14 protein-coding genes are annotated in these 15,241 nt (G+C 64.0%); 5 read left to right on the forward strand and 9 right to left on the reverse strand.

The window, feature by feature from the left end:
- Positions 1–43: 43 nt before the first annotated feature.
- The 4 genes from EWF95_RS11825 to EWF95_RS11840 form a co-directional block, all read right to left on the reverse strand.
- Positions 44–634 (reverse strand): archaellin/type IV pilin N-terminal domain-containing protein, encoded by a 591-nt coding sequence (locus tag EWF95_RS11825; protein ID WP_142444280.1) that lies wholly within the window; start codon positions 632–634, stop codon positions 44–46.
- Between the two features lie 194 nt (positions 635–828).
- Complete coding sequence (locus EWF95_RS11830; protein ID WP_142444281.1) at positions 829–3,099, reverse strand: OB-fold nucleic acid binding domain-containing protein; 2,271 nt, start codon at positions 3,097–3,099, stop codon at positions 829–831.
- Positions 3,100–3,153: 54 nt separating this feature from the next.
- A complete protein-coding gene (locus EWF95_RS11835; RefSeq protein WP_142444282.1) occupies positions 3,154–3,759 on the reverse strand; it encodes a YIP1 family protein in 606 nt (201 codons plus the stop codon).
- 59 nt (positions 3,760–3,818) lie between these two features.
- Positions 3,819–5,042 (reverse strand): HD domain-containing protein, encoded by a 1,224-nt coding sequence (locus EWF95_RS11840; RefSeq protein WP_142444283.1) that lies wholly within the window; start codon positions 5,040–5,042, stop codon positions 3,819–3,821.
- 81 nt (positions 5,043–5,123) lie between these two features.
- On the opposite strand from EWF95_RS11840, the gene EWF95_RS11845 reads away from it, so the two are divergent.
- Entirely contained in the window at positions 5,124–5,603 is a 480-nt protein-coding gene (locus EWF95_RS11845; RefSeq protein ID WP_142444284.1) for a phosphate-starvation-inducible PsiE family protein, read from the forward strand.
- A gap of 51 nt (positions 5,604–5,654) precedes the next feature.
- Positions 5,655–5,981 carry a hypothetical protein gene (locus EWF95_RS11850; RefSeq protein WP_142444285.1) on the forward strand — a complete coding sequence of 109 codons (327 nt, stop codon included), beginning with the start codon at positions 5,655–5,657 and terminating at the stop codon, positions 5,979–5,981.
- A gap of 19 nt (positions 5,982–6,000) precedes the next feature.
- On the opposite strand, the gene EWF95_RS11855 is transcribed toward EWF95_RS11850, so the two are convergent.
- The 4 genes from EWF95_RS11855 to EWF95_RS11870 form a co-directional block, all read right to left on the reverse strand.
- Positions 6,001–7,812: an acetyl-CoA carboxylase biotin carboxylase subunit gene (locus tag EWF95_RS11855; RefSeq protein ID WP_142444286.1), complete on the reverse strand. Its 1,812-nt coding sequence runs from the start codon at positions 7,810–7,812 to the stop codon at positions 6,001–6,003.
- Between the two features lie 135 nt (positions 7,813–7,947).
- Complete coding sequence (locus EWF95_RS11860; protein WP_185911782.1) at positions 7,948–8,847, reverse strand: methyl-accepting chemotaxis protein; 900 nt, start codon at positions 8,845–8,847, stop codon at positions 7,948–7,950.
- Between the two features lie 118 nt (positions 8,848–8,965).
- A complete protein-coding gene (locus EWF95_RS11865) occupies positions 8,966–9,244 on the reverse strand; it encodes an acc operon protein (protein ID WP_142444288.1) in 279 nt (92 codons plus the stop codon).
- Positions 9,245–9,248: 4 nt separating this feature from the next.
- Positions 9,249–10,793, reverse strand: coding sequence for an acyl-CoA carboxylase subunit beta (locus tag EWF95_RS11870; RefSeq protein WP_142444324.1), 1,545 nt, complete (start codon positions 10,791–10,793; stop codon positions 9,249–9,251).
- Positions 10,794–10,913: 120 nt separating this feature from the next.
- On the opposite strand from EWF95_RS11870, the gene EWF95_RS11875 reads away from it, so the two are divergent.
- A complete protein-coding gene (locus EWF95_RS11875; RefSeq protein WP_142444289.1) occupies positions 10,914–12,242 on the forward strand; it encodes a sodium-dependent transporter in 1,329 nt (442 codons plus the stop codon).
- A 302-nt stretch (positions 12,243–12,544) separates the two neighbouring features.
- Here EWF95_RS11875 and EWF95_RS11880 read toward each other — a convergent pair whose 3' ends face one another.
- Complete coding sequence (locus EWF95_RS11880) at positions 12,545–13,180, reverse strand: IS6 family transposase (protein WP_142444290.1); 636 nt, start codon at positions 13,178–13,180, stop codon at positions 12,545–12,547.
- Between the two features lie 100 nt (positions 13,181–13,280).
- On the opposite strand from EWF95_RS11880, the gene EWF95_RS11885 reads away from it, so the two are divergent.
- On the forward strand, positions 13,281–14,723 hold the full coding sequence (locus tag EWF95_RS11885; RefSeq protein ID WP_142444291.1) for an NAD(P)H-hydrate dehydratase: 1,443 nt from the start codon (positions 13,281–13,283) through the stop codon (positions 14,721–14,723).
- A complete protein-coding gene (gene moaC / locus EWF95_RS11890; protein ID WP_142444292.1) occupies positions 14,716–15,234 on the forward strand; it encodes a cyclic pyranopterin monophosphate synthase MoaC in 519 nt (172 codons plus the stop codon). Before EWF95_RS11885 ends, moaC begins: the two co-directional genes overlap by 8 nt.
- Positions 15,235–15,241: the final 7 nt, after the last annotated feature.

Below are 15,241 nucleotides of genomic sequence, written 5' to 3' on the forward strand. Positions count from 1 at the left end.
CTCAGACAACCATCGACAAGCAAAACAGCCCGCGGCGAGGCGATTATGAGAGCACGTAGGAGCTGCCGTCCTCCAGCTGGCCGGGAGCCTGTTTTTCCGTGACCGTTCGGCCGCCGGCCGGAGCCTCGATACTGATCGAGACACTGTCGTCAGCCGCGAGCGTGTTTATTTCATCGATCTCTGTGAGATCCAGCTTTGCGATAATAACCTGATCCTGGTCGGAGAGTGTTGTTTCGCCATCCTCCAACCCTTGGGACTGGTTGTAGCTCAGCCCGGTGGTGGTCTCGTTGCCTGAAACGACGGTCGCAGCGTTGCTGTCGCCCATTGTGGCGATCGTGTAGGAGGTTTCGTTCATCTCAACAGCATCGGCCCCCGAGGCGAGGCGGATCTTTATTTCAAGCTCTTCGATCTCTGTCGTCCCGCCGCTCTCGTTGGCGACGCCGATAACGTCCGTGATCCGGAGAATATCGCTGACCTGCGATGTCGTCTCCTCGCCGGTCTGGGAGGCCTGCGACTGGAGCTGTCCGGCGGTCGTAATCAACACACCGGAGGCGATCGCGGCGACGAGCACCATGGCTATGAACACAATAAGGGTTCCAATCCCGACCTGACCGCGTTCAGTATTGGTGAACATGGTGGTAAGGTTCGGTCGCCGCAGGTGATACGACACCAGTGCCTTGGTACTAACTATGCTCACGGCGGTATAAAACATTTCATGTACCTGCCAAGGATACGATACGTTTGCGACACCGTGACACACCGGCGTTGATCAATGCGAATACCGGCGTCGATCACCATACCATCGACAGCCGGCCGGCGGCGCGTCCGCTACTCAAACTGGCCGACAGCCGCGTCGATAACGGCTTCCTGTGCGGCCTCGCGTCGCCCCGAAAGGAACTCGATCCGGCCATCTCGGATCCCGCGGGCGGTCACGTCGGCCTCGGGGGCAGCCTCGGCGGCCGCATCGGCGACCGCCCGAAGATCGATCGGCTGGCTGCTCCGGAGATACAGCTCGTCCATCCCGACGCCGACCGTGAGGAACGCATCGTCGTCGCGTTCGACGTAGTGAAGCTCATCAAGGAGAAGCGTTGTCGGCGGGAAATCAAAGCGGTGGGTGTACTGATCGGTATCGAGCACCGCAACCCCGACGCCATCCTGCTCACGGCGATCAAGGTTGGCCTGGGCGGTTTGGAGCTCATCGTCGAGCTTTTCGCGGAACTGTTCGGCGATGTGGCCGGCCAGCCCGCCGGCGTCGTCGAACAAGAGATCCGTGATCAGCTCGCGTTTGTCCTGGTAGGACTGGTAGTACGCCTCAAGGGCGATCGCCTCTCGGAGATGTCGCACCTGCTCGGCGTCGTAGCCGGCGGCTTCGGCGGCCGCGGTGTAGGCCTCGGGGGTTTCCTCCCAGTAGCTTACGGCGGGAAGGTGCTGCATCTCCTCGCTCACGTCGGGGTTGAGCGCGGCCGCAAGCGTCGCCGCCAGCGCGCCGATCGAGAGATCAGGCGCGTCGCCGGTGACGACCTGTTCGGCAACATCGCCGACCTCGGGGTCGGCCGCGATCGCATCAAGGACGATCCGTTCGGCACCGTAAACGCCGAGCAGCCCGAGGCCGTCGACGGAATCGGCTGTCGAGCCCGCACCCACGAAACAAAACAGCGGGAGCTTCTCGTCGTGGCGATCCCGATCCTGCAGCATCTGGGTCGCGTCGTTGGTCGCATCGTCCATGTCGTAGACCGCGTTCTCCAGCGGCCGGCGGACGATGTAGTGGTATTCGGCATCGGAGCGGGCGTGTTCCTCACGGACGAGGGGCAACACAGCGCGCTCGATGGCCGCGCCGGCAACGTAGCCCGCGGCGGTCGCTGGGTGACGGATCACGACCGGCCGCGATTCCAGCACAGCCCGCCGGATCGCCTCGGCAACGTCCAGCAGCGACTCGCTCATCTCGGTGACCGTCTCGTGGTCGCCGATCGGATCGAGCTCGTCGGGCCGGGCACGGTCGGTCAGCGCGTCGGCCAGCCGATCGGTCACAGCCTCACGATCCGACCCTTCCAGGGCGACAAGCTCCTCGGTTTCGACCTGGAGCTCGCCACGCCGCTGTTCGACCTCGCCATCGAGGCGGACGATATCGCCGACCTCGATGTCGGGGTAGGCGCGAACGCCGGCCTCGACGAACGCCGCACAGTCGACAACGCCGGTCTCATCGCGGAGCTCGAAGATCGTCGGCCCGCCGGTTTGGCGAACGCTGACGATCTCGCCCGCGAGCCGAACCGAGTCGCCGACCTTGTCAGTAAGTTCCCCGACAGTTGTGTCGGTGTCGACGGCGGCTGATTCGGAATCCGGGCTGGCGGCATCGTCGTCGGACTCGGCAACAGCGACGGCCGCCGTACCGTTCGTCTCGGCGTCAGTGTCGGTGACTGACTCAGTGTCGGCAGTATCTGTATCAGCACCAGCGTCGTCAGCAACGGATTCAGCTTCCACGTCGTTGCTGTCGGCCTCGGTCACGGCTGCTGCATCACCGTCGGTTTCGGCTGGTGTCGGATCGTTCGTCGCCTCGATCGACGGTTCCTCGGAGGTGTCAGGTGTCGACGGTGTTTCGCTGTCAGTCGTCGGGCTGATAGGAGCATCGTCATCGCCCCCGGTCGTCGTGGAGGTGGCTGAGCCGCCGTCGGCGGTTGACTCAGCCGGTGTCGACTCCGGGTCTGGTGCCTCCGCATCGGCGTCGGGAAGGGTTTCGCCGTCGCCATCGAGGATGATCTTTCCGCGGAACTCGCGTTCGGACTGGCGGATCGATTTGGCGAGATCGATGTTGCCGTTATCCCGGACGTTGGTCACCTTGACACAGACGGTGTCGCCGGGCTCCCAATCGAGACTGTCGAGTCGGCGATCGAGTTCGCTGCGGTGCAGCAGGCCGGTCACACCGGAGGCGATATCGACGAAGACGCCGAAGTCGGCGTAGCCGTCGACCGTTCCTGCATAGAAGCGGTTCGGAACGAGCTGCGCGGCGTTGTTGCCACGGAACTCGAAAAGGACATCTTCTTGATGGCTCTCGCAAACGTGGCCGCCGTCGACGGGCGTGCCACAGATGATACAGGTACCCATTTGTGCTGCAACTAGGGGGCCTCCCTTTAACGGTTGTCGAAACGCGGCTGTCAGCTACCCCACGACTGACGCCAGAACCCAGAGCCCACGAAATCCGATACCGAAAACCAAGGTTGCCGGAATCAGACCCGCAACAATCGCCCGCAGGAGCGATGTCTCGTGGACAACCGCGAGCCCGAGGATCAGCAATCCGGCCCCATACAGCGTGCAGACCGCCGCCACTGCCGGCACCGGCAGCCACGCCAGCGCACAGGGCGCGGTCGCGTAGGCGACGACCTGTACCGTCTCGCTGACGCCAGCGCGATCTTTCACTGTCAGCATCAACAACACCGTCTGGATCGCCGCCGTCAGATGCAGCCCGGCCGGGGCGGCGACGACGGCCGTCACGAGGACGACCAACACCATCGTCACCCCGGGGCTGTCGCCGAGGATCGGGACGACCGACGTATCAAGGATCGTCTCGGGCTGGACGGCCAACAGGCCGCTCACGTAGATCACGGCGACGACGACGGCGAAGGCGAGGCCGGGAGCCTGATCGCCGGGGGCGACACCGTTCGTGAAGAACCGCCGCGGCCGAACAAGCACCTCGGCCCACGCGCGAGCGATCCCGCGAGGCCCACGACCCCGACCGTCGGCCGGCGTCTCTACCCATGTAGTCACACCTAACTGTAGGGGCTGGAGCCGGTATGATAGTTACTAGTCGGCGTCGCCTGTGCTGGCTACTCGAACTCGTCGAGCGTCGCATGCAGTCCCTGTCGGGATTCGGTGACAAGCCCGCCGGGGATTTCGAGCCCGAGTTCCTCAGCCGCGAGCCGGCCGACCCGTTCGGCGGCCGACGGCGTGGTGTAGACGCCGAGTCGCCACTGGCCGCGCTGGGCGGTTCGGAGCGCGCTCACCAGCGGCGACTGCGCGCCGAGGTTCCGGATCTCGCCGTTGACGACGACGCGCGTCGAGGACTCCCGCATCGACGGTTTTTCCGGAATTTCGATGATTACCTCACCCTCGGCAATGTCGGCGCGGTCGGCGACGGTCGCCTCCAACTCCCGGATCTCGTCGTGATCGAGCGAAAGGAGATCGTCGGGGACGTGCTGGAGTTCCGCCCAGACAGCGCGTTTGAACAGCCGGCGATCGTCGTACCGCTCGGCGAATGCGGCGGTGGCGTCGGTCTGCCGCAACGCGACCAGCAGGTCGTGGTCGTCCATCCGTCGGAGCTCGTCGGCGTCGAGATCGGTCGTCGCCAACAGCCGCTCGCTGGCGCGGCGCAACATGGCCTTGCTGATGCGGGCGACGGGATGCATGTAGACGGTCGGATTCATCAATGCGCGCGCCAACAACAGGCTCTCGGCGGTCTGGACGTTGCCCGCCGCGAGCACCAACTCGCCGTCAACGAACGTGAGTTCGCGGAGCAGTCGCTCGGTGTCAATCGTTCCGTAGGGGACGCCGGTGTGGTGGGCATCCCGCACGAGGTAATCCATCCGGTCGACATCGAGTTCGCCGGAGACCAGCTGGCCGAACTGGCCGTCGCCGGCGACCAGTCCGGCGATATGGCCGGGATCGAGATCGTGTTCGCGGAGGATCTCGCCGACCTCGCCCGCCGCGAGGAGTTCGTCCACGTCGTCGTGGTATTTCCCGGTCTTGCGATGGGTGAGCTCCTCGATGTTGTGGCTAAAGGGGCCGTGACCGACATCGTGGAGCAGCGCGGCCGCCCGGATGCGCTCGGCCTGCCGGCCTTCAATCCCCAGTTCGTCGAGCGCGCGGTCGGCGAGATGGTAGACGCCGAGACTGTGTTCGAAGCGGGTGTGGTTCGCTGAAGGGTAGACGAGTTGCACCGTCCCGAGCTGGCTGATGTGGCGCAGCCGTTGGACGGTCGGCGTATCGAGCAGGGCCTCGGCGACACCCGTGATCTCGATGTGGTCGTGGACGCTATCCTTGATCGTCGCCATGGGTCGGGTTTCGCTGCCAGCCCCAAAACCGTTGCCGGGTGTCAGCCACGAACTGATAGGTGTCGAGCCCCACGGAACCACATGGACGAGGAACCGGGCGAGGTCGACGGCGGCCCGCAGTCGCGGATCGAGTCGCCCGACGACCGGGTGCTCGCCTACAGCGGCACGCTCCTGCGGTACGTCGAGGTGGTTGCCGCGCTCGTCCTCGTCGTGTTGTTCGCCATCGGCGTCTTCGATCTCGGCTTGCAGATCTTCCAGAGCGCGGCCAACGGCAGCATCACCGACCCGCTCGTCGTCGTCGGCTTCATCGACACCGCGCTGTTGCTGTTCATCATCGTCGAGGTCTACCACACCGTCATCGCCTACACGGAGGAAAGCGACACCCGGCAGATCGTCCGGCTGGTGATCTACACCGGCGTCATCGCCATGGTTCGGAAAGCGATCATCTTCCGCACCGGCGAGTACGCCGACGAGGCCGCCGCGCTCATGGCTGCCGGTGCCTACACGCTCATCATTCTCGGCTTGGCGGCGTTACTGCTCGTCGAGCGACGCACCCGCTAGCCAACCGAGGCTCGGCCACAGCGTTATCCCCGTCACGAACCTCAGAGAGGTATGGCCGACACGAAACAAGGCCGCGACAAGCAGGCCCACGACGAGACCAAGCGACAACAGGAACGGGAGATACGAGACGCCCAAGCACGCGCCGACGAGACCGAACCACCACAGGCGGGCGAGCCCGAGGGCTGTTATCGGCGGAACTGCGAGGAGCCAGCAGCGTTTGTCGTCGTCGAACGCTACCAGGAAGAAACCGGTCACGGGCTCGTCGAAGCGCGAGCGGAGCTGTGTGCCGACCACGCCGCCGAGGAGCGTCCGGCGAACCTCGATGCTGCCGATGCAGACTACATATTCCGCGTCGAGCCGCTGGCGACCGACGAGTAGTCGCCGTCTCGGGGTGTGATTATTCCAAGACGACCAACACGTCACCCATATCGACGCTGTCGCCTTCCTCGACCATGATCTCGGTAACGGTACCGCCGCGTTCGGTCACCACGTCGTTTTCCATCTTCATCGCCTCCAGTACACAGACCACGTCGCCAGCGGCGATCTCGTCGCCTTCCTCGATATCGACCGAGAGGATCGTCCCCTGCATCTCGGCGGTGACGGTGTCGCCGCCCTCAACGCTGACCGCCTCGCTCTCGTCGTCGCTTTCGGCTTGTGGTGGCCGCGACATCCCGTCGTCGCTGCCGGCGTCGACCGCACCGAGGTCGATCGCGGGCGCGTCGTGTTCTTCGAGGTTGACCTCGAACCGCTTGCCGTTGACCTCGACGGTGAACTCGCGTTCGCTCGATTCGGTGTCGTCGTCCGCGTCTTCGTTCTCGCCGTCGCCGATATCGCTCGGCCCCCACTGGGAGACGGCTTCCTCGATCCGGCTGTGATCTAACTCCTCGTCGAGGTATTTCGTCGTATGCTCGCTGTTCGAGAAGGCCTCGTCGGTCAGCATGAGCCGGTGGAACGGGATGATCGTGTGGAAGCCGTCGATCTCGAACTCCGCAAGGGCGCGCTCCGAGCGGGTGAGACATTCTTCCCGATCTGACGCCGAGACGATCAGCTTGGCGATCATCGAGTCGTAGTCGCCGCCGATCTCATCGCCCTGCCGGACGGCGTCGTCGATGCGGACGCCGATGCCGCCGGCGGGGTCGTACGTCTCAAGGGTGCCGGTCGCCGGCTCGAAATCCGCGGCGGCGTTCTCGGCGTTGATCCGGAACTCCATGGCGTGACCGTCGAACTCAACGTCGTCCTGTGTGAAATCGAGTTCCTGCCCGGCGGCGACCCGGAGCTGCCATTTGACGATATCGAGGCCGGTGATCTCCTCGGTGACGGTGTGTTCGACCTGAATCCGCGTGTTGACCTCCATGAAGTAGAACTCGCCGTCTTCAACGAGGAACTCGACGGTGCCGGCGTTGGTGTACCCCGCCGCGTCGACGCCGCGTTTGGCTGCCTCGCCGATCTCTTCGCGCAGTTCGTCGTCAAGAATCGACGACGGAGCTTCCTCGATAACCTTCTGGTGACGACGCTGCAGCGAGCAGTCACGCTCGCCGAGATGCCGGACGTTGCCGTGTTCGTCGGCGAGGATCTGGACTTCGATGTGGTGCGGTGCTTCGAGGTATTTTTCGACGTACACTGAGCTGTTATCGAAGTAGGCTTCGCCCTCGCGTTGGGCGGTTTCGAACTGCTCTTCGACCTCGTCCTCGCTGTGGACGACTTTCAGCCCGCGGCCGCCGCCGCCACCCTCCGCTTTGATGGCGACGGGATAGCCGTAGTCGTCGGCAACGGCGGTGATCTCATCAACCGAGGAGACAGGATCGGTCGTCCCGGGGACGACCGGCACGTCGGCCTCCTGCATGAGCGCACGGGCGTTCGTTTTTTCGCCGAGGGCTTCCATCGCGTCGGGGTCGGGCCCAACCCAGATGAACCCGCTGTCGACGACGTTTTGGGCGAACTCAGCGTTTTCGGCCAGAAACCCGTAGCCTGGATGGATCGCGTCCGCGCCGGCTTTCGCGGCGGCCTCCAAGACGGCCTCCTGATCGAGATAGGAGTCGGCGGCGCGTGCGGGGCCGATGTTGTAGGCCTCGTCGGCGTAGCGCACGTGGCCCGCGTGTTTGTCGGCCTCGCTGTAGACAGCCACGGTTCGGACGCCCAACTCCTCGCAGGCGCGCATTACCCGAACCGCGATCTCACCGCGGTTGGCAACCAGAACCTTCCTGAACATTCTTGTGGCCCCATTGACCGAAGGGTCACCTGATTCTATCGGTCGATCACGAACGAACGCCCTACCGTGGCCTGCGGCATCGCTCCCACGGATCACAACGACCAGAAAAACCCACGACGCGCCGACAGCGATCCGTTACCGAAGTCGATCGAGCATGGCGATCTGTTCCTCGATGCGGTCACTGATCTCCTCAGTTGAGCTATCGATCTCGTCGGCGTTGCTCGCGGTCTCATCAACCATCGAGGCGACGGTGCTCGCACTTTGGGCCTGCTGGTCGGTCGCGGCGGCGATCTCGTCGACTCCGGCTGAGACCTCGCCGACAGCGTCGGTGATCTCGTCGAGACTGGATTTCGCCTTGTTGGCGCGGTTCATCCCGGTTTCGACCTCATCGACGCTGGATTCAAGCGTGTCGACCGCACCGGCGGCGTCCTCGGTGACCCGCTGGACGGTGGCATCGATATCCTCGGCTTGTTCGCGTGACTCCTGAGCGAGGGATTTGATCTCGTCGGCGACGACCGCAAAGCCTTCGCCCTCCTCGCCGACACGGGCGGCCTCGATCGAGGCGTTGAGCGCGAGCAGGTTCGTCTGGTCGGCGATCTCGTCGATCACGTCGGCCAGTGCGGTAATCTCCTCGACGCCCTCCCGGATCGTCCGGATCTCCTCGACGGCCTCCTCGGTCGCCGACTGGATCTCGGTCATCGCCTCGACGACCTCCTGGGTCGCTGCCTCGCCCTCCTCGGCGCGATCGTCGGCTTCCTCGGCGGCGGTGGCAACCTCCTCGGCCGAGGAGGCGATCTCCTCGACGGCCGCACTGAGATCCGAGACCTCCGCGGAGACCTCCCGCATGTTGTTCGACTGTTTGTGTGCACGATCGGAGATCTCTTCGATGCCGGCGGCAACGTCTTCGGATGCGGTGTACACATCGGCGATCGTATCGTCAAGATCGCCGCTGACGGCTGCGTCGCTGGATCCGTTGGTGTCCGCGCCAAACTCAAAGGCCCCCTCGGCATCGATATCAGGCTGGTTTGCTGTCATTGACGGATGCATGTCGGCGATGGTAATATAGCTCGGGGTAATGATATCGAATCTGATAGAACTACTCCGGCGACCGCGGTACGCCTGTCGGTGTCAGAACCGATTGGTACAGTCAGCGTCAGAAGCGATCGGCGCGATCGGCGGCCGTCCAGTCATCAGCCGGCGTCGATGCCGGCGGCCGCTTGGCCGAAACCGCGATCCCGGAAAGCCGGCCGGCGAACCCCCATGATCGCCGGCCCGTTTCCTCGTCACCGGCTGCGGCAGCCGCGGCTGCGGCCGCAGCGGCTTCCCGGTCTCGTAGGTGGGCCGCGATGGCGACAGCGATCGCGGCGGCCTCCGCGTCGTTAGCATCGTCAAGTCCGTCGAGGGCCTCGGCATCGATGGCTGGCGGCGACATGGCGTTAGATCGGGATGTTGCCGTGTTTTTTCGAGGGCTTGTCCTCGCGTTTCGACAGCAGCATCTCCAGGTCGTCGATCAGTCGCTGGCGTGTCTCGCCGGGTTCGATCACCGCATCGATAAAGCCGCGGTCGGCCGCCGTGTAGGGGTTGGCAAACTCCTCGCGGTATTCGTCGATCAGCTCTTGGCGGCGAGCCTCGGTGTCGTCGGCCGCGGCGAGTTCCTCGGAGTAGAGGATGTTGACCGCGCCTTTCGGCCCCATGACGGCGATCTCGGCGGTCGGCCACGCGTAGTTCACGTCGCCGCCGATGTGTTTCGAGGCCATCACGCAGTACGCGCCGCCGTAGGCCTTGCGCGTGATGACGGTGAGCAGCGGGACGGTCGCCTCGGCGTAGGCATACAGCAACTTCGCGCCGTGGCGGATAATCCCGCCGTGCTCTTGATCAGTGCCGGGCATGAAGCCGGGGACGTCCTCGAAGGTGACGATCGGGATGTTGAACGCATCACAGAACCGGACGAACCGCGCACCCTTCTCACTGGCTTCGATATCGAGGGTGCCGGCGTTGACCCGCGGCTGGTTGGCGACGACGCCGACCGACCGACCGTCGAGGCGGGCGAAGCCGACGACGAGGTTTTTCGCAAAGTCCTCGTGCACCTCGAAAAACGAGCCCTCGTCGACAACGTCGGCGACGACCTCGGTTGCGTCGTAGGGTTTCTTGGGTGCGTCGGGGACGATCTCGCCGGCGGTCGTGGTATCGCGGTCGGGATCATCCCAGGGGTCGACGCGTGGTGGATCTTCGACGTTGTTCTGCGGGAGGTACGACAGCAGACGAGCGATGTTGTCGAGGGCCTCCTCCTCACCGCCTTCGGCGAAGTGAGCCGCTCCCGACGTTGAGGCGTGGGTGACCGCGCCGCCGAGCTCCTCGAAGCTGACCTCCTCGCCGGTGACCGTCTCGACCACATCGGGGCCGGTAATGAACATGTGGCTGGTCTCCTTGACCATGAAGACGAAATCCGTGATCGCCGGCGAGTAGACCGCGCCGCCGGCACACGGCCCGAAGATGCCCGAGATCTGGGGGATGACACCGCTGGCGTCGACGTTGCGCTGGAAGATCTCACCGAACCCGCCAAGCGAGCCGACGCCCTCCTGGATTCTGGCACCGGCCGAATCGTTGAGCCCGACGACCGGCGCGCCGACCTCCATCGCCTTATCCATCACCTTACAGATCTTTTCGGCAAACACCTCGCCCAGCGAGCCACCAAAAACGGTGAAATCGTGGGCGAAGACGAAGACGGTGCGGCCGTTGACCTCGCCGTAGCCGGTGACAACCCCGTCGGTGAGAAGCTGTTGTTCCTCCATCCCGAAGGTGTGGTTTCGGTGGGTGCGGAACTGGTCGAACTCATGGAAGCTGCCGTCATCAAGGAAGTATTCGATGCGCTCGCGGGCGGTCTTTTTGCCCTTGTCGTGCTGTTTGGCGATGCGGTCTTCGCCGCCGCCTTGCCGGGCCTCCTCGCGCTTGGCCCGCAGCTCCTCGATGCGGTCGTCCATCGTCATCGGCGACCACCAGTCATTGCTATCTCCGACAGCGACGGGCGCAAAAAGGGTTCCGCAACCGATTGTCGGCGGCAACAAACGCTCTTATCTGGGCGTTCACACAACGGGCGAACAATGGACGAACGCGCAACGTGGGCGACACGCATCGGCTTCATCCTCGCCGCGGCCGGCAGCGCGGTCGGACTGGGCAACATCTGGCGGTTTCCCTTCCTCACCGGTGAGTCGGGTGGGGCGGCGTTTCTCGTCGTCTACCTGCTGTTGGTCGTGGGCGTCGGCGTTCCGGTGTTGCTCGTCGAGTTCGTTATCGGCCGGCGATCGAACCGCAACCCGATCGGGGCCTTCGAGCGACTCGGCCACCCCGGCTGGAAGGCCGCCGGCGCGGTCGGCGCGATCGCCGCGTTCATCATCTTTTCGTACTACAGCGTCGTTGGCGGCTGGGTGATCCAGTATGTCGTCGCTAGCTTCACCGGCGGCTATGGGGCTGACGCCGAGGCGTTCTTCCTGAGTACGGCGTCCGGAACCAACGCTATCGCCTACCACGGGCTGTTCATGGCGACGGTCGCCGGTATCGTCGCCCTCGGGATCCGCAACGGGCTCGAAAAGGCTGCTACGGTGATGGTGCCGACGGTCGTTGTCCTGCTCGTCGGGCTGGCGGGCTACGGCGCGACACTCGACGGCGCGGGAGCCGCCTACAGCTACTATCTCGCGCCGGATCTCAGCACGATCGTCGGTGACGCCGTCTCGATCCTGCCGGCAGCGGCCGGCCAAGCGTTCTACACCCTGTCGCTGGGGATGGGGATCATGATCACCTACGCCTCCTACATCGGCGAGGATCGCAATCTCCTGCAGGACGCGGGTATCATCGTCGTCCTCGATACGGCGATCGCGCTACTGGCTGGGCTGGTCGTCTTCCCGTTCCTGTTTACCCAGGGGATCGAGCCCGGCGAGGGCGGAGCCGGCTCGATCTTCATCAGCCTCGCGGGTGCGTTCCAACAGTTGCCCGGCGGGACGCTCCTCGGCGGCGTCTTTTTCCTCATGTTGTTGGTCGCCGCGCTGACCAGCGCGTTCAGCATCTTCGAGGTCGTCGTCTCCTACGTCACCGACACCTTCGATGTCGACCGCGTGCCGACAGCCCTCGGGATGGCGGCGGTGTTGTTCGTCGTCGGGATTCCGACCGCTCTCGATCTGACCTATCTCGACGCCTACGATCTCTTTGCCAACAACATCCTCCTGATTCTCAGCGGGCTGCTGTTGTCGATCTTCATCGGCTGGGTGTACGCCGGCGAGGCGATCGAAGAGCTCGGCAAGGGCCGAACCAGCGACGGCCGGATCGAGGCGGTCTGGCTGACGACGCTGCGCTACGTGGTGCCGATCGTGCTTGCGATCACGCTCGCGCTGTCGGTGCGGGACTACATCGGCTTCCTGCAGGAATCCTTCTTCTGACGCTGACCAGTAATCCGATTTTAGAAACGAGCAGTCAAGAAAGCGGGTCGACCAGCCGATCAAACCACGGCCTGGCGGAATGAAAGGGCGAGGCTCTCCCGGCGAACCCGGACGACGTAAGCACCGCAGGAGTGAGCAACGCGAACGACGAGGAGCGCAGCGAGCGCGCGGTCGACCGCAGGGAGACCGCGACACGCTCGAACGGCGAGCGAAGCGAGCCGTGAGAGTCCCGGGAGCCGAGAGAGTCGAGGGCTTTCTACACCGATTCTCCTGAAAAATGTGCGATCTAGTACCGATAGTGTTCAGATAAGCTGGTTCCATGCGAAACTAAGCGATCTGATCCAGTCGTCGGCTGTCTCTGCTGAAGCATTGCTAAAACAATTCGAGAAACAGATAGTTCGTCGTTTTATTTCTCTGAAGACACGTTCGACGGCATTCCGATTTCCATGTTTTTCATATCTGAAATCGTAGCCCTTTCGACGACACGCAGTTTGCAACGACTGGGCTCCATCAACCAGAAACACTGCCTCGGAAACGTCGTGTTTCTCACTGACTTCAGCGAGAAACGTCTGCGCTATCATCGTGGTTCTGGTTGGTTCAAGCGTTGTGTGGAGTAATTCGTTCGTTTCAGCATCAACTGCGGCATACAGCCAGTACTGTTCGTCGTTGAGCTGGATCACGGTCTCATCAACCGCAACGTGATCCGGGTTCTTTCCAGAGGCGGGCTGTAGATCGGCCTTATGAATCCAGTTATGCACAGTTGATCGAGCACGTTTGACACCGAATATTTCAAGAACTCGAACAGTATTCGAAAGTGAAAGTCCAGACAGATGGAGCTGAATACTGAGTTTCATCAGAAACGCCGGTGTCGCTTCTCGTTCCACAAAGTCTAACTCGATTTGGCCGATACTACCGCTGAGGCGTCCGAATTCTGGCATAGGCACTCAGAAAGCGTGACGCCTCACTTTTCAATCCTTATCTGAACACCGCCCTAGTACCGACCCCGACGATTAACTCCCTCGACCACCGAGCGAGGGTATGCTCACCGCCGACCGCATGGCGGCCGTCGACGCGAACGCGGCGGCCCTCGGTGTCCCACGCAAGCAGTTGATGGAGTCAAGCGGCAACGCCGTCGCCCGTGTCGTCCGACAGTACGTCGATCCCGGCGACCGCGTGATCCTCGTCTGTGGTCGTGGCAACAACGGGGGCGACGCCTTCGTCGCCGCACGGTTTCTCTCCGATTACGATGTCCAAGTCGCTCTGCTCGGCCATCCGGATCGCATCGGCACCGACATCGCCCGCGAGAACTGGGCCGCCCTCCAAGCTGCCGAGATACCAACGACAACGATCACCGATTCGACCGCCATCGGCGACCTCGATCTCTCAGGGGTCGACTGCATCGTCGACGCGATGCTCGGCACCGGCGTTACCGGCGCGCTCCGAGAGCCGGCGGCGACAGCAGCACGGGGGATCACCGCCGCCGACACACCGGTCGTCGCCGTCGACGTTCCCTCCGGCGTCGATGCCGACACCGGGCGCGCCGCCGGCAATGCGGTCGCGGCCGATCACGTCGTCACATTCCACGACACCAAGCCCGGTCTCGACGCCCTCGATGCCGAGGTGACCGTCGCCGACATCGGGATCCCGGCAGCCGCCGAGCGGTTCGTTGGCCCGGGCGATCTCCTGGGCCGCGATCGGGTCGCCGAGAGCCACAAGGGCGACAACGGCGAGCTGTTGGTGATCGGTGGTGGCCCCTACACCGGCGCGCCGGCGTTGGCCGGCCAGGCCGTTCTCCGAGCCGGTGCCGATCTCGTTAATGTCGCCTGCCCCGAGTCGGTCGCGCCGCAGGTACAGGGGTACAGCGAGAACCTGATCGTCCACCCCCTCGCCGGCGAGGAAGTGACACCAAGTGTGGTCGACGATCTGCTGGCACGAGCCGCCGGTGTCGACGCGGTCGTCTGTGGCCCGGGGCTCGGCGACAGCGAGTCGACACGGTCGGCGGTCGCCGCATTTCTCGACGCCTACGACGGTCGAGTCGTCGTCGACGCCGACGCCCTGAGCGTCGTCCCCGATGTCGACACCGACGCAACGTTGGTCTGTACGCCACACCAAGGCGAGTTGGTCGGGATGGGCGGGCCGAGTGCCGACGACCGCGAGCAGTTGGCCGACCAGGTTAGCGATTTCGCGGCCGAGCTCGGGCACACGGTGCTGGTGAAAGGAACCCACGACATCATCAGCGACGGTGAGACAACCCGGATCAACCGCACCGGCAACCCCGGGATGACCGTCGGCGGCACCGGCGACGTGCTGGCGGGGGTGGTCGGCGCACTTCTGGCGACCGAGGCACCACGGGCGGCCGCGTCGGTCGGTGCCTACGTGACCGGCCACGCCGGCGATCTGGCGGCCGACGCCGTCGGCGACAGCCTCGTAGCGACAGATCTACTCGACCGGCTCCCGGAGGCGTTGACAACCGATGAGTGAGCCAACAGAGGAGCCAACGCAGTCGACGACCGACGAGGCCGCCGAGCTAACCCACACCGACGACTCGGGGACAGCCCAGATGGTCGATGTCGGCGACAAACCCGACAGCGACCGCCGGGCCGTCGCCGAGGGGGCTATCCACCTCCAGCCATCGACGATCGAGGCGGTCGAAGCCAACGACATCGGGAAGGGCGACGTGCTCGCCACCGCCCGGATCGGCGCGATTCAGGCGGTCAAACACACCTGGGAGTCGATCCCGATGTGCCACCAGATCCCGATCACGAACGTCGACACCGAGTTTTCGGTCGACGACGACCGGATCGAGCTGACCGTCGCCGTCGAGACAACGGGCAAAACCGGCTGTGAGATGGAGGCGTTGGAGGGGGTGACGACCGGCCTGAACGTCGTCTGGGATATGTGTAAGGCCGCCGAAAAGGACGGCGACGGGGGGTATCCCGACACGCGGATCAATGGGATCTGTGTTGTCACGAAGCGAAAAGAATCAATATAGCGTACAG

The sequence above is a fragment of the Halonotius roseus genome (assembly GCF_006861655.1).
Taxonomy (GTDB): Archaea; Halobacteriota; Halobacteria; order Halobacteriales; family Haloferacaceae; genus Halonotius; species Halonotius roseus.

What these genes read in the sequence shown, in the direction of transcription:
- EWF95_RS11870 (WP_142444324.1), bottom strand. Translation starts at nt 10,793, where the DNA reads ATGGACGACCGCATCGAGGAGCTGCGGGCCAAGCGCGAGGAGGCCCGG.
- EWF95_RS11850 (WP_142444285.1), top strand. Translation starts at nt 5,655, where the DNA reads ATGGCCGACACGAAACAAGGCCGCGACAAGCAGGCCCACGACGAGACC.
- EWF95_RS11860 (WP_185911782.1), bottom strand. Translation starts at nt 8,847, where the DNA reads ATGACAGCAAACCAGCCTGATATCGATGCCGAGGGGGCCTTTGAGTTT.
- EWF95_RS11880 (WP_142444290.1), bottom strand. Translation starts at nt 13,180, where the DNA reads ATGCCAGAATTCGGACGCCTCAGCGGTAGTATCGGCCAAATCGAGTTA.
- EWF95_RS11840 (WP_142444283.1), bottom strand. Translation starts at nt 5,042, where the DNA reads ATGGCGACGATCAAGGATAGCGTCCACGACCACATCGAGATCACGGGT.
- EWF95_RS11865 (WP_142444288.1), bottom strand. Translation starts at nt 9,244, where the DNA reads ATGTCGCCGCCAGCCATCGATGCCGAGGCCCTCGACGGACTTGACGAT.
- moaC (WP_142444292.1), top strand. Translation starts at nt 14,716, where the DNA reads ATGAGTGAGCCAACAGAGGAGCCAACGCAGTCGACGACCGACGAGGCC.
- EWF95_RS11885 (WP_142444291.1), top strand. Translation starts at nt 13,281, where the DNA reads ATGCTCACCGCCGACCGCATGGCGGCCGTCGACGCGAACGCGGCGGCC.
- EWF95_RS11825 (WP_142444280.1), bottom strand. Translation starts at nt 634, where the DNA reads ATGTTCACCAATACTGAACGCGGTCAGGTCGGGATTGGAACCCTTATT.
- EWF95_RS11875 (WP_142444289.1), top strand. Translation starts at nt 10,914, where the DNA reads ATGGACGAACGCGCAACGTGGGCGACACGCATCGGCTTCATCCTCGCC.
- EWF95_RS11855 (WP_142444286.1), bottom strand. Translation starts at nt 7,812, where the DNA reads ATGTTCAGGAAGGTTCTGGTTGCCAACCGCGGTGAGATCGCGGTTCGG.
- EWF95_RS11830 (WP_142444281.1), bottom strand. Translation starts at nt 3,099, where the DNA reads ATGGGTACCTGTATCATCTGTGGCACGCCCGTCGACGGCGGCCACGTT.
- EWF95_RS11845 (WP_142444284.1), top strand. Translation starts at nt 5,124, where the DNA reads ATGGACGAGGAACCGGGCGAGGTCGACGGCGGCCCGCAGTCGCGGATC.